Genomic DNA, 13,360 nt, shown 5'->3' on the forward strand with positions numbered 1-13,360 from the left:
ACAATAAAGTAGTGGTTTTACGCTCTGGAAACAACTCTTTCAAGATAGAGTTAGTATTTCCCTCTAATGAGGATTGACAATTGGTTACTAGTCAACAGTCATGACTCACAACTTTAGTTAGAAACTCTGGCGCAAGATGCCCCACCACCTCCGGGATCAGCGAAAATAGCTAGGGTATGATATTCTGGCGGGGTATCTTCATAAAGAACTTTAAAAGTATAAAGTTTACTTTGACCTTGAGCTTCAGTAATTACTGTTAAAAGTGTATTATCGGTACTCCGCACACCCGGAAGATTGAGTTTAGGAATCCGTCGCAGTTGAATAACATTAGCGGCTGAGTTTTTACAATCAGCACCGCTTTCTGGGCCAAACTGCATACACATGGGGCCGTCAAAGTCTAGTGTTACCTGAGAAGGGTCATTTAACCAAACTTTGCGAATTTTTTCGCCTGCGGGAATAAAGCTCAGGTTTGTCCCTTGTTCGTACCAGACTTTGATAGTCGGGACTAATCCACCTAAGCCTTGTGCTTGGCAGGAAAAAATAGAACGCAGAACAGAATTTTCAGCTACAGCACGACTTCCCAGTAAAACGATCGCACCAGAAAAAATCCAAGTAGCTAAAGACAAGGGGGAAAAATTATTTTTAGCCTTCATGCAACGAATTACTTAAAGTTGTATTGGTTGATTGACATAAATTTCTACTTCGGTTCCAGCGCCAAGGAGCCAAACATTTGTTTGTTGCATCATTTGGGCGATCGCCTGTTGATTACGCTGGGAAATTTGCGGGACGACGGAGTTTAAACCACCTTCCACAATTCCAGCCGCTAAGTTGCGTTGGGGGTTACTGCTGCTAATTGTAGTTCCAGCACCGGTCGAAGTCGTTATTTGGGATTCTGTGCGGTTAAATAACTCTGCGGCTTTAGCCACACCACCTAAAATAAACAAGCCTGCATCCATTCCGGCAATAGATGAACCACGATCAGGGTATTGGCGTGCTAATAGAGGAGAACCTTTAGACCCCCGAATTGCCAGTGCATTGTTAGGTATATCTCTTTCCGAGAGTTCGCCATTATTCTCCACAATCATTTTGGCGATGTTGAGTTGCATCACCCCTTGTTCGGAAACCGATCGCAATTCAGTTAATAACTCGGTGTTGGCAGGTAAGGCGATCGTTCCATCCACGCTTTTGAGGGGTTCTTTTAAGCGAACCACAAACAAATTTTTATTTTCGTTGTTGTCGTCATTGTTGCCTCTGCCTCTAGTTGTTTCGCCAAAGACAGCTGTTGCCAACACTGCTTTTGCACTAGTTCCCACCTTCAATGATTGTGGGCTACGGGATTGCCTTTGGCTGATCAGCGAACTTGGTGGTTGTGGCGGTTGTTCTCCATTAGAATTCGTAGTCGGCCGTGGGACATTAAGTGGCGGCGGACTAGAGACGGTCATACTTGGTTGATCTACAGCATTTGCCTGGCCGTAACTACCTAACTTAGCCATCCTCGACCATTCTTCCCAAGGGTTGGGAGGGGTGGGTGCAGAATTCGGCTGTGCTAAAGGTGGTGGCGGTAGTGGGGGACTTGCAGAACTGGCTACTGGCATCGGTGCAGGTGGATAGGAATTTTGAGCAGGACGCTCAATAATAACCGTGCGGGGTGCTGATGTAGGCGTTGTTGGCGATGCTAACGGTGTAACAGGATTGTTTGTTTGGGGAACGGAAACTCTGGCAGCATTTCTGAGATTTTGCTGGGCGACTTTTACCGCCTGGGTTTGTTCAGCCAGTGCTAATTTAGTTTTTAAAGTTTCTACTTCTTGTTCCAGGTTTGGCTTTGGGGTGAAGTTGGTGGCTGCGGCTTCAGGCTGAGACACAGCTGCTGGATTCTGTGTTGGCTTTTGATTGTTAGCACTCATGAGCTGGGATAAAAACCCGCCAGCTATGACAACTAAGACTAAAGTACCCGTACCTACCAAGGCTAATTTAGCAAAAGGGTTAGATGCGAGGGGTTGCTCTGTTTGTACCTCTTGTGGTGGTGCGGAGGATGTCTGGTTTGTTGGTGCTATCTCTGCCACCTCTTTGGTGGGTTCTGCTGCCAATCCCACTAATTTAGCCATGTGGGATTCCCAATCAAAGGCATCTACTTCGGGGTGGGTTAGGGGTTTTGGTTGAGTTTCGGGAGTGGTGGAGTAAGGAGTCATGGTTTATTAATTAGGGAGTGGGGAGTTAGTTAGAAGTTCCGGCGCAATTTGTATCTTCGATATCGCAGATATTATAGATTTCTAAGCGAGATTCCCCTAAGCGGAAAGCTGCTAAATGCCAAGGCTGGGGTTGGGATGGTAGAGAAATAGACGGTTCATCTATAGCTCGAACTACAATTTGTTTATTAAAAGGAATTGACTTACCTAAATTGTCAGAACCATTAAAAATTAATTGATTGGCAAAAATTTCTACTTTCCATTGACCCTCTTTCACTAGTTTTGGTTGAGAGATTTTCTGGATTACTAATACATGATCATCACCTCTATTAGTATTACCAAATTGGCTCGGAGAATTTAACTGATTAATTTCTGATAAAAATTTTGCTTGTAAATTATTAACTAATAACTGTGAACTAGCTTCCCAAATGGCTGCTGGTGGTTGTTTGCGTGACCAAGTAAGCATGAGGCTCATAGTTTCACCCACAAAGCGGCGGACTGTTTCTGGATGTCGCTCTGAACTTGGTTTGGGGTCTGCTGTAATGGCGTTTCCATCAATTAGTTGTACCAAACTCCGGGGTGTAAATTGACGATTTAATTGCTGTAACATCGACCCGTGGAACATCAGTAACAGTAAAGTCAACAGGTTTAACCCAAATGTCCCCACAGCGAACAGGGGTAAAATACTAGTTTTTTTATTTTCTGGTTTAAGTAGCTGCATAAGTTTGGGGACTGGGGACTGGGGATTGGGGGAGAGATAATTTTTAACTGCTAACTTTTTTTCTGGGTAAATTATCTAATAAAGCTGCCGGCTTCGCAGGGATAGGCTGCATTGGGGTTTGTGTTTTTATAGTCATCTAATAAACATAAGTTGCGGATTTCATAAATTTCTAATTTATCAGTGCGACTACTATAAATTGCTTTTTGCAGGTCGGTGCTATTTTCAGCTAAGGGATAAGGAAAATAGTCTACTGCACGTACTAATAAATCTTTATTGAAAGGAGTAATTGTTTTTCTGTTATCGCTACCTTTGGTTTGAATCAGGTCAGCTACCATCCCCACTCGCCAGGTTCCGGGTGCGATCGCTACTGGGGGGTAAACTCGTTTAATGGTTAATTGTGCTGACATCGCTTGAGTAGAATTGCTGGCAAAAACTTCGGGTGGAGTCATATCAGCGATCGCACTTAAAAAACCTTTGCGAAAATCCTCTGATAAGGCGAAACTCGCTACCCAACTACTGGTGCTGACTCGCTGGCTACCTCCTTGTATTGTTCTAATCAATATTCCTGGGTCTGGCTGGGGTTTGGCGATGTCTTCCGCATTTTGTGGTGGTAGAGTTCCCGACCAATTAAACATGGATATCATCGTTTTACTAACGAATTGGCGAATCACTAAGGGATCTCTGGCTAAATCGTCCGTAACGCCTGCTGGCTTACCATCGATTGTCTGTACAAAATTGGGGGGTTTGCGGATACTCAACTGGCGGATATTTAAGCCTTGGACGAGAAAGATAACTAATACTAATAAGTGCAAACTAAAGGTGGCGATCGCAAATGTCGTCAGAATACTAACCGTTTGTTTTTTCTGCTGTAAAAAATTGACCATTTTCCCCACCCAATTTATATAAAACTCTATTTAATTTTGAAAATTTAAACTCTACAATTACCAATTACCAATTACCAATTACCACTTCTATATCCTATCCCTAACAATAGTTGCTGCATTACTAATACCATTAAATACTGCTACAGCCCCCAACCCTGCCAAAACTAAAGATAATAGTGGTGCTAAAACTCCTAAGAAGATCATAAACCACATCAAATCTGGATTAGCATTAGGGTCTTGTGCGGGGCCATTGACAATTACAGAGGCGGTGATAATAGCAATAATATTGAAGGAAAGTTTGGCAATTCCTGCTGATAAAAACCCTGTCAACCATAAGAAAATCGGTTTACCAGCTACCGGAAGTAAGGAACCGCCAACAGCTAGCGGCCCTAAGACTGCTATGAGTAACATAGTTGCTTCTATGAGATTTTGAAAAGCATATTGTAGTGAAACTAGAAAGTTTTTAACACTAGTTTGGACTGTATTTCCTATCAAAGAGCTAAAGTCAGTTTCTGATATATTACCTGTACCAAATCTGATTTGATTGACTTGAGTTTCCAGCCTAACTATCCAAGGCTTATTCCCATATAAATTTCTATATTCTCTCCAAAGGTTATCGATTTTTTCACTAGCTTTAGTAAAGCATTGGGTTTGTTGTTCACCAGTTAAAGATTGACAAGGACGGAGTAGTGAACCAGCTACTTCTTCCGCAATGCTCATGTTTAATGCTTGCTGATAAACTAAGTCAGCATCTGCGGTAGTAACTACTTGCTGATTGACCGTGTTAATAAAATTTCTGACACCTAATGTCAAAGTAGAAAGAAGACTACCATTACCTGAATTGCTTAACAGCACAACTACAATAAAAGGCCAAACAAGAGCCGATATTGGACGGGAGTATTCGCTGTGAATCATATCATTAAACCACTGGAGGACGAAGAATAATAAGGTTCCGACAGCAAAGAATACTCCTAGTTTTGTTAAGGCTCCATATAAGTTATCATTGGTATTATTTTGTAATAAATCTAGCCATTGATTATCCCAACCTTCCGCAATACTACGAGCCGTTGCCATACCGCTATTCAAGGTATCAGTAACGCCAATATCAGCTATGATTGTGTAAACCGGGAGTGTAATCATAATATTTATAGAACTATATTCTCTATGTCTTTATGAAAGAAAATAATGACCAGAGAAAAATAGATAAAGTAGTAGTTTAATTTTCATTTTTTCGGCCAAATAAATCGATTTGAGAGGTAGTTCTCAACAGCCTCGCTGCTTCAGTGGATGTGTCTACTCGCCGCGCCCGATTCGCCTCTTCCATCTGTTGAGAAATATTTGCCAGATTTAAATTAGAATATTGTAGAGACTGATTTGCCAATACCGTTTGATATAAGTTTTCACTGATAATCTTTGATTGCTCAGTTTGAATTTTAATACTTTGCACTTGCAAGTCAGCTTGACTTTGGCTGGCGCTAAGTGCCGGATTAGCCGCACTTGCAGCCGCAGCGATGATGCTGGCTAAACCTGATTGAATTTGATCGGTTAAAGCAGAATACTCTTCAATTTTAGTGACACTTGCTTCTGTATCTTCCAATTTTGCTTTAATTCTTCTTTGTCCATTTTTCCCTAGTGTTCCTTCTACCGAACTGCGGGTGAGGTAACGATTAATTTCATTTGTCACGGAGTTGGAACGTATCGCTTGATTACTTTCAAATTTGTCAGGTATGGAATTGAAAAATATGATATCTTTGCGAACCTGCTCACCAGCTGCAATAGGATTGGGTATATTCAAATCACCTGTTGCACTGTTGAAAGCATTTTGACTGCTTGTTTCTAGCGGTTTTAAAGTTTCACTCAAGTTATATTTTAAATAATTTTGCAAATCTGTGGAGTAGAATTGAAATTCAGTCCAAACTTTTCCCAGTTGCGCTGTTGCTGGAACGATAAGTAATCCCAGTAATCCCAATGTTAAGAAAATAGTTTTTTTCATTGCTATCACCATTCATATTTTTTATTAACTATTACGCAAACTAGCTACTAACTGACGTGCAAATACTGATATTGCTTCATATTTATTTCTGTAATCTTGCATTGCTTGTTGACGTGCTGTTTGCTCGTTGGGATTATTAGCAACTACTGCCAATTGTTCATAACCTGGATAATAACGACAGAAGGTATGAATGCCATTATCATCTAATAGCCATTGGCTATAAACGCCTTCTTTGCGGGGGAAAAAGCTTTCTGAGGCGTTACGTGCAATAATTTCTCTGGGATATTTGAGGATGCTGACGAAACTATCTACTGCAACTGGTTGGATACGACCAATTAATCTTGTGGTCAAGTTCTGTAAAATCTTGGATGAGGCTTTAGATTTGGCGATAGTGTCTGGGTCTTGTGCGGATAAAATAACCCTAATCCCAGCTTTAGCGCCGTTCGCACACATCCTACCCACTAAATCAGATATTTGATCAAATTCAAATAAAATCGGTGCTTCATCAATAAAGAATATGGAGGCCGGACTACTTAAGGCGCGGCGTAAGGCGGCTGAATAAGCACTTAAGGATAGTACGGCTGCATCTTCGTTATCTGAGAGGTTGCGTAATGCAAATACCAATAGTTGTGCGTCTGTAGGAAAGCTAGAGGGTGCAGATATGGCTTGTCCTACGCGGCTGGAAAGCCAAAAACGTAAGCGCAGATGAATTTGACTGAGTGCATCTTCCACTCGGCCACTGACAGAATCTAGTTGCAGATGTTCTGGGGAACAAAAATGCAGAAAGTCGTGGAGAGTAGGGGTTTTTTGCCAGGCTGGAGTACCAAATCCACCAGCGATCGCCATTTTATATCTTTCTTGTATCCCTTTATCAGCGAAGAAGGCGCTTAAAGCCAAGTTGAGTAGGGAACGGACGGTTTGTGTTAATAGTTGGTTGTCGTTGGATGAGCCTAAAACCATTGTCATGAGGGCTGATTCCAAAAAGCCCGTATAATCAAGTAAGCGATCGCGTTGTTGTTCTGGATCGAGCGATCGTAAATCTGGCTGCTCAAATAAGTTATTTGATTGTTTAGAAATATCGAAATATGCCCCATTCCCTTCCATAAAATGGGCATAGTCGGTAAAGGTAGATGTCCCATCAGGTTTAGGAAAATCTAAGGCGACTACAGGAATACCATGCGCCAAAGCCTGGGTTAAAATTCCTGATACCAACACCGATTTACCTGCGCGGGTAGTGGCAAACAAGGCTAAATTCTTATGTTGGTTGAATAAATCCAACTGTACTGGTGTACCACCTTCTTCGGCAATTAATTCAAAGCCGTGTTTATCACCAGCTTTGGTAATTACTAAAGGCATTAAACCAGGTACTTCACTAGTTAAATATAACTGGCGACGGTTGAAGGGTTTGACTAATAAACCTTCCCAAACTATGGGTAAAGACTGTAGCCAAATCTTCCAAGCATATTCAGTTTCTCTCACCACCCGCGCCGGACGTTGAAAGCAGTTTTCAATATACCGTGTGGCTTCATCCAATTTCTCAACAGTGGGACGATGGACAAAAATAGCCAAACCTGTGTAAATTGGTACGGCTCCTTCAAATAATTGTTCTTGGGCTGCAACGGATTTTCTCAATTTCAATTGAGCGTTAACATCAATCGTTTTACTCTTTTCCTGGGCTAACATAGCCGTCATGTTCGACTGCTTTAACACTCTTTGCAGAGTCGTCTTCACCAAAGCTGGATTCGCCGCCGTCAGTTGACACACAATTTCTGTATCTACTACCGATTCCCGCGCCAAGAGTTCCCATAGGTAGCGTAGTTGGGCAAATTTATTCGGCCAGCCACCTGGTTTTTCCAAAAAAGTCATCGCCCCAATGTAATTATTATTCACATTGACCCAACGGCGATCGGCACAAGGTACACCAGACTCCATCAACAGTGTTGTACTGTGGATATTTTCTATCAATAATTGCGTACTCGATAATTCTGAATGAGCTTGTTCATACAGTCCATTTTCATCCAAGTTTACTAATTGGGGAATCTCGATTGGTTGTGTATCATTAAACCTTCTCCAAACGTTTTCCCAAAGTTCCACAGCATTTAAAGGTTTAATATCTAAACCCATTTTGTTAGATAAAAGTTGCTCCCAACGACAAAATCCCTGTTGGTAAGCCTTAGCAATCACACTTTCGATTCGTTGGTTTTCAACTTCTGCAATGTCACCTTTGAACTTTAACCACCATCCTTCTGCTTTTCCTAACAGTTTTTCAATCCAATCATCGGCATTGGTGGAACTCGGTTCAATTGTATAGGTAACGTATATTTTCAGGAATTTTGGCTTCCGAATCCCCGCCGCAGTAAGTTCTTGCGCTCTAGCTCTCTCCGCCATCAACAAATATTTAATATCTCTAGAGGGAGCGCGCCGAATCAAGTCTGTTAATTCTGTTTGCCGTTGTTGATCTGAACTAAAAGACCCCATATGTAGTGTCATTCTTTCCCCTTCGGGAATGTCTTTTAATCCAGATTCAATGTTATTGAAGATTGTGTCTATTTGTTCTTTTCTTAAAGTGGTGTGGATGCCTTTACATTCAAACCCAAAAACAAAGCAAAATTTATCTTTCTGAGTTCCTTTCGTTAAAATATAAGCGCCAATATCACGACCATCCAACGCGATGCGTAGCATGGTTGATAAATGTAACGCATCTTCAAACGGCGTTAATCTACTTTCTTGTCCGGCGAGACCGATGCTTTGTTTTCCGATTTTTTGCTTCATAGTTAACTTCTAGCAAGCTGTGATAACGAGCAAAGCCTCTTGTCCAAGTGGGAACTCCAATAAACTTACTTAAAAAGCGCCAGCTTCTACCACCCGATAATATCCACCAAGTGGCCATTCCCCAACCAGCAATGAGAAAAGTCCATAGCCATCTTTGAAAGTCATCTGGGAAAATACCCCCAAAAATTCCATTGATGATGAAGTAAGCAGATAGACAAATGATTGTCCAAGGAAATATTTGATCGGCAGGAATTGGCCCTAGTGAGGGCTGAGAGCCTAAAATTTGATTGACTGGGCGAAATTCTGGTTGCCGTTCCTCAGACATAAACAATCCGTAAACATTTAATCCATCATCTACTTACTAGTATCACCTATGACAAATCCTGTTAAAACATCTGCAATAGTGACAGCAATTACAACTAACAGAGGAGTCCTGGCAATACTTTGCCAATCCTCATCTTTACGTACTGCATTGATCACGCCAATGAGAGATACTGCAATATACAGTAAGAATATTCCCCGTAATACGTTAAAAATTAAACTTACTGCTGGTTGCGTATTAGTATTATTTGTAGTGCCTTGGGTTAATGTATTTTTGAAAAAACTTTCCGCCTTGCCAAAAAATTGTGCCTGTGCAGGAAAGGCGAAATAATCTAACCAAAATAAACTAAGAATGACTGCTATTGCTGATATTTGGCATACAATAAGCCACCGCTTTGGTAAATGCAATTGTTGTCCAATTTGTTGAATTATGATAGCGGTTAAACTACCAAATAGTAAGCAAAAAAGGAGCAAAGGGCTTTTTAAGCTGATAACGCTTAAAAATACGGCACAAGCTAACAGAAATGGGACTGATTCTACTAACTTAACTTTCCATCCTGCTAGTACTAGCCTGATTTTATTAATATCTAGCGTTACGTTTTTTCTGAAATTATAGTATTCTCTTTGAGAATTCCCGTTCTGTTGAGACATCTACCAATTTTCCTACTAGCTATTACAAACCCTGGTTAAGACTGTTGTTTAAACCTTGATAATTTATCATGTACCAACGCCTGTTATTCAATAATTTATTAACTTTTAGTTACAATATTACTTCATGATATTATATATCGTTAAAAATTAGTTAACAATATCTTAACATTATGTTAAAAGTATATATTTCCATCTGCTACACTTGTCATGTTTGCTGAAAGCTATTGAGAGACTAACTCTTAATGTTTGATTACAAGCCTGGCTTATTGATGAATTAGCCAACTGACGATACTGCACGTTTATAGCAATAATCGGTCATAGTTTGCTGAATTGGCTCAAAATGCTAAACTAAATTATGTTATGGAAATCCGAGTTGATTACTAAAAAATATCTGAGTATCTTTGGTTTGGGTATTGTCCACCCTACTACCTATATTTCAGAAATACTTAATCCTATCGTTGTCGAATTTATATTAATCCAAGATGATATGTCAGCTAATTTTTAATTCTCAATTAGCACTATTATGATGAGTTGAAGATTTTAACTTGCCCAGAGATAATGCAGTAATTTCGGTAGATGCAGGTCATTACATCTCTAGCATACTCAATCAGAATTTTTTGACAAAGAGTTAAATACTTACACCCGTTTGTATAACTAGCAGTAAGTGTTGCTCATATGATAACCTCTGCACTAGGTTAATGGATAAATCAACAAATGTCCAGATTCTACTTTGTTCAGGACTTACGTATGAAAAGGGTTGGGGTGTAGGGGTGCACGGGTTTAGGGGGTTTAGTGATAACTCTTTTTTTTCTTACACCCTTACACTCTCACACCCTCACACCAGTCCCAGTATTATGCTTTGCGATTAACTAATGTGGCACTGGCTTGGTCAACAGGCATGAGGATGACTTCGTTAATATTGACATGAGGCGATCGCGTGGCGCAAAAAAATATGACATCAGCAACGTCCTCTGGTGTCAGTGGGTTGACTCCTTGGTAAACTTTTTTCGCCCGTTCTGTATCACCATGAAAGCGGACTTCACTAAATTCTGTTTCCACCATACCAGGGTCAACAGAAGTCACCCGTACTGGAGTACCTAACAAATCTTGTTTTAAGCCCTCGGAAATTGCCTTGACAGCAGCTTTTGTCCCACAGTAAACGTTACCACCAGGGTAGGTTTGATGTCCGGCGATAGAACCAAGGTTGATGACATGACCACGGCCACGATTTACCATCCCTGGAACCACATAACGGGTTAGATAAAGCAGACCTTTGATGTTGGTATCAATCATCTCTTCCCAGTCTTGAAAGTCGCCTTCATAAAGCTTATCTAAACCGCGACTGAGACCAGCGTTATTAATTAGAATATCAATTGCCGACCAAGCAGGGGGTAAACTAGCAATAGCAGATTCAACATTGGGGCGATCGCGCACATCTAACTGTAATAGGTGAGTCTCTACACCAAAATCTTGATTTAGTTCATCAGCTAACTGCTGCAATCTTTCCAGCCTTCGCGCCGCCAAGATAAGTTTTACACCCGCACCAGCAAAAATCCTAGCGCAAGCATTACCAATCCCACTACTTGCGCCGGTAATCAAAACGATTTGATTCTTCAGGGAAATCATAGGTTAAGAGTCAATGGTCAATGGTCAATAGTCAATAGTCAACAGTCAACTATGGACTAGGGACTATTGACCCACCTACTACTATCTCACCACTTGTAAACGCTGTGTCACCATTGTCATACCACCGCCACGGAGGATAACGGCGGAAATCCAGCGATTACCTGGGGTAGATGGGGCGCGTCCCACTTTAAAAAGACCACCGGAATTGAGTAATTGCAAATCTACGGATGTGGGGTTGAGATATTTGGCAGGTTGAATTGCTTCTTCTAATGCGGTTCCCAATAGCAAATCTTCCCCTAAGGGTTCTTGGACGATCGCATCAAAACTATACTGCTGTCCAACTTTTACCTGTTGTGGTAATTTAACATCTACTTGGGGTGGTTTGTTCCCAGAAGTAATTAAGGTACGTTCCGCTAAAATTTCTTGGCGGGAGATTTTTCCGCCTGTAATACGCTGACGGGATCTAACAGTGGCATTGAGAGCCAAGTTATTATTTCCTGACGCTGAACCAGTAATGTTAGTAACAGTTTCTGCGATAATGGCGTTACCTTCAGACTTCCATGACTGTAGTTGTGTGGTGTATTGCAATTTGGGGTAACGCTGCCAAAATTTTACTAAGGCTTGTTCCAGAGTTTGGCGGTTTAACCCATCCCCATGAGTGAAAGTGGGGGTATAGAACTGTAATACTCCTTTAATATCCCCTTTACTAGCCGCAGCATCAATTTGCGTCAACAGACTTTTTAATTCAGTAGGGGCGTTTTGGGTAGTTCTGCTTTGGGCTACTTCGATTGCTTGGGTAGGTTGCCAAATGTTGACGAGACCCAAGGATAAAATACACAAAATCAGCCAAATGCTACGAGGAAATCTACTTTGGCGTTTCAGTAATAAAAAAATCATCTTTGTCATAGCGAAGAGTTTACTGATGGGAGTGGAGAAGGACAGGAAATTGTTTTATCTTAGTTAAGCTAGGCGCTAAACGGTAGAGTTTGCATGGTAAACGCACCAATAAAATTACTAATAGCTGCCAGTGGGACTGGTGGACACTTGTTTCCGGCGATCGCACTGGCAGAAAAATTACCAGACTATGAGATTGAATGGCTTGGTGTCCCCAATCGCCTAGAGACTCAGCTAGTCCCTAAACAATATCCTTTGAATACTATTGCAGTCGAAGGGTTTCAGCAAGGCTTGGGACTTTCATCTTTAGTAATATTAGGTAAACTGATCGGTTCGATTCTGAAAGTCCGCCGACTGTTGAAACAAGGTAATTTTCAAGGAGTTGTCACCACAGGGGGATATATCGCCGGGCCAGCCGTAATTGCGGCGCGTTCTCTGGGTTTACCTGTAATTTTTCATGAATCGAATGCTTTACCCGGCAAAGTTACCCGCTTTTTTGGCCCTTGGTGTAGTGTAGTCGCCTTAGGATTTGATGTGGCTGCGAAGTATTTACCCCGTGCGACGAATGTTTGTGTGGGGACTCCAGTGCGATCGCAATTCTTAAACCTAAGTAATAATTCGCAACTAGATTTAGCCATTCCTGGCGGTGTCCCTGTAATTGTAGTGTTTGGGGGTAGCCAAGGGGCGGTGGCGGTAAATCAGTTAGTGCGTCAAGCGGCTCCAGCTTGGTTTGAGGCTGGGGCTTACGTGGTACATTTAACAGGCGATCGCGATCCTGATGTTGATAGTCTCAAACATCCCCAATATATAGAATTACCCTTCTACGACAATATGGCAACCTTGCTGCAACGGGCTAGTTTAGCAATTAGCCGTTCTGGTGCTGGTAGCTTAACAGAATTGGCTGTGTGTGGCACACCAGCAATTTTGATTCCCTACCCCTTTGCGGCGGAAGACCATCAATCTTACAACGCTGAGGTATTTACCAAAGCTGGCGCAGCGTTAACCTTTAAGCAATCTGATTTGACAGCAGAGTTATTGCAAACTCAAGTTTTAAATTTATTACAGTCCCCCGCAGAGTTAGCCAAAATGGGGGAAAATGCCAAGGCGATCGCTGTTCCCGATAGTGCTGATAAGTTGGCAGTTCTAGTACGGGAAGTTGTGGAGAGATGAGTCAATAGTCAATGGTCAATAGTCAATAGTCAACAGTCTCACCTGTTGTTAGTATTGGGGCATAAGGTGCGATCGCTTTTGGTCACATCCAGATTAGTTTAGTAGGGTGCGTCAGTGTGAGAAAACCTAGCTGCACCAGGAA

At 41.6% G+C, this 13,360-nt stretch carries 12 protein-coding genes; 1 reads left to right on the forward strand and 11 read right to left on the reverse strand.

Going from position 1 to position 13,360, the window contains the following annotated elements:
• Nucleotides 1–113: 113 nt before the first annotated feature.
• The 11 genes from ACM5QX_RS12830 to ACM5QX_RS12880 all read right to left on the reverse strand — a co-directional run bounded on the left by ACM5QX_RS12830 (nt 114) and on the right by ACM5QX_RS12880 (nt 12,060).
• Nucleotides 114–653 carry a hypothetical protein gene (locus tag ACM5QX_RS12830; protein WP_414753842.1) on the reverse strand — a complete coding sequence of 180 codons (540 nt, stop codon included), beginning with the start codon at nt 651–653 and terminating at the stop codon, nt 114–116.
• A 12-nt stretch (nt 654–665) separates the two neighbouring features.
• Nucleotides 666–2,189, reverse strand: a complete 1,524-nt coding sequence (locus ACM5QX_RS12835) for a TrbI/VirB10 family protein (RefSeq protein ID WP_414753843.1) — start codon at nt 2,187–2,189, stop codon at nt 666–668.
• A 25-nt stretch (nt 2,190–2,214) separates the two neighbouring features.
• Entirely contained in the window at nt 2,215–2,907 is a 693-nt protein-coding gene (locus ACM5QX_RS12840; protein ID WP_414753844.1) for a hypothetical protein, read from the reverse strand.
• A gap of 71 nt (nt 2,908–2,978) precedes the next feature.
• Nucleotides 2,979–3,791 carry a hypothetical protein gene (locus ACM5QX_RS12845; protein ID WP_414753845.1) on the reverse strand — a complete coding sequence of 271 codons (813 nt, stop codon included), beginning with the start codon at nt 3,789–3,791 and terminating at the stop codon, nt 2,979–2,981.
• An 87-nt stretch (nt 3,792–3,878) separates the two neighbouring features.
• Nucleotides 3,879–4,931: a hypothetical protein gene (locus ACM5QX_RS12850; protein ID WP_414753846.1), complete on the reverse strand. Its 1,053-nt coding sequence runs from the start codon at nt 4,929–4,931 to the stop codon at nt 3,879–3,881.
• 76 nt (nt 4,932–5,007) lie between these two features.
• Nucleotides 5,008–5,784, reverse strand: coding sequence for a hypothetical protein (locus ACM5QX_RS12855; protein ID WP_414753847.1), 777 nt, complete (start codon nt 5,782–5,784; stop codon nt 5,008–5,010).
• A gap of 24 nt (nt 5,785–5,808) precedes the next feature.
• A complete protein-coding gene (locus ACM5QX_RS12860; protein ID WP_414753848.1) occupies nt 5,809–8,556 on the reverse strand; it encodes a hypothetical protein in 2,748 nt (915 codons plus the stop codon).
• Complete coding sequence (locus tag ACM5QX_RS12865; RefSeq protein WP_011319635.1) at nt 8,504–8,881, reverse strand: hypothetical protein; 378 nt, start codon at nt 8,879–8,881, stop codon at nt 8,504–8,506. The genes ACM5QX_RS12860 and ACM5QX_RS12865 overlap by 53 nt, the downstream gene beginning before the upstream one ends.
• Nucleotides 8,882–8,910: 29 nt before the next feature.
• Nucleotides 8,911–9,528: a hypothetical protein gene (locus ACM5QX_RS12870; RefSeq protein WP_414753849.1), complete on the reverse strand. Its 618-nt coding sequence runs from the start codon at nt 9,526–9,528 to the stop codon at nt 8,911–8,913.
• Between the two features lie 852 nt (nt 9,529–10,380).
• Nucleotides 10,381–11,154, reverse strand: coding sequence for an SDR family oxidoreductase (locus ACM5QX_RS12875; RefSeq protein WP_414753850.1), 774 nt, complete (start codon nt 11,152–11,154; stop codon nt 10,381–10,383).
• Between the two features lie 81 nt (nt 11,155–11,235).
• On the reverse strand, nt 11,236–12,060 hold the full coding sequence (locus tag ACM5QX_RS12880; protein WP_414753851.1) for a nuclear transport factor 2 family protein: 825 nt from the start codon (nt 12,058–12,060) through the stop codon (nt 11,236–11,238).
• Nucleotides 12,061–12,144: 84 nt separating this feature from the next.
• Between ACM5QX_RS12880 and murG the strand changes: the two genes are divergently transcribed.
• A complete protein-coding gene (murG, locus tag ACM5QX_RS12885) occupies nt 12,145–13,218 on the forward strand; it encodes an undecaprenyldiphospho-muramoylpentapeptide beta-N-acetylglucosaminyltransferase (protein WP_414753853.1) in 1,074 nt (357 codons plus the stop codon).
• Nucleotides 13,219–13,360 lie beyond the last annotated feature (142 nt).

Origin of the sequence: Anabaena sp. CCY 9910 (assembly GCF_963920875.1) — a bacterium.
Lineage (GTDB): Bacteria > Cyanobacteriota > Cyanobacteriia > Cyanobacteriales > Nostocaceae > Trichormus > Trichormus variabilis.

Coding starts and splice junctions, on each gene's coding strand:
- ACM5QX_RS12865 (WP_011319635.1), bottom strand. CDS start 8,881: ATGTCTGAGGAACGGCAACCAGAATTTCGCCCAGTCAATCAAATTTTA.
- ACM5QX_RS12830 (WP_414753842.1), bottom strand. CDS start 653: ATGAAGGCTAAAAATAATTTTTCCCCCTTGTCTTTAGCTACTTGGATT.
- ACM5QX_RS12840 (WP_414753844.1), bottom strand. CDS start 2,907: ATGCAGCTACTTAAACCAGAAAATAAAAAAACTAGTATTTTACCCCTG.
- ACM5QX_RS12875 (WP_414753850.1), bottom strand. CDS start 11,154: ATGATTTCCCTGAAGAATCAAATCGTTTTGATTACCGGCGCAAGTAGT.
- ACM5QX_RS12855 (WP_414753847.1), bottom strand. CDS start 5,784: ATGAAAAAAACTATTTTCTTAACATTGGGATTACTGGGATTACTTATC.
- ACM5QX_RS12850 (WP_414753846.1), bottom strand. CDS start 4,931: ATGATTACACTCCCGGTTTACACAATCATAGCTGATATTGGCGTTACT.
- ACM5QX_RS12880 (WP_414753851.1), bottom strand. CDS start 12,060: ATGACAAAGATGATTTTTTTATTACTGAAACGCCAAAGTAGATTTCCT.
- ACM5QX_RS12870 (WP_414753849.1), bottom strand. CDS start 9,528: ATGTCTCAACAGAACGGGAATTCTCAAAGAGAATACTATAATTTCAGA.
- ACM5QX_RS12845 (WP_414753845.1), bottom strand. CDS start 3,791: ATGGTCAATTTTTTACAGCAGAAAAAACAAACGGTTAGTATTCTGACG.
- ACM5QX_RS12835 (WP_414753843.1), bottom strand. CDS start 2,189: ATGACTCCTTACTCCACCACTCCCGAAACTCAACCAAAACCCCTAACC.
- ACM5QX_RS12860 (WP_414753848.1), bottom strand. CDS start 8,556: ATGAAGCAAAAAATCGGAAAACAAAGCATCGGTCTCGCCGGACAAGAA.
- murG (WP_414753853.1), top strand. CDS start 12,145: ATGGTAAACGCACCAATAAAATTACTAATAGCTGCCAGTGGGACTGGT.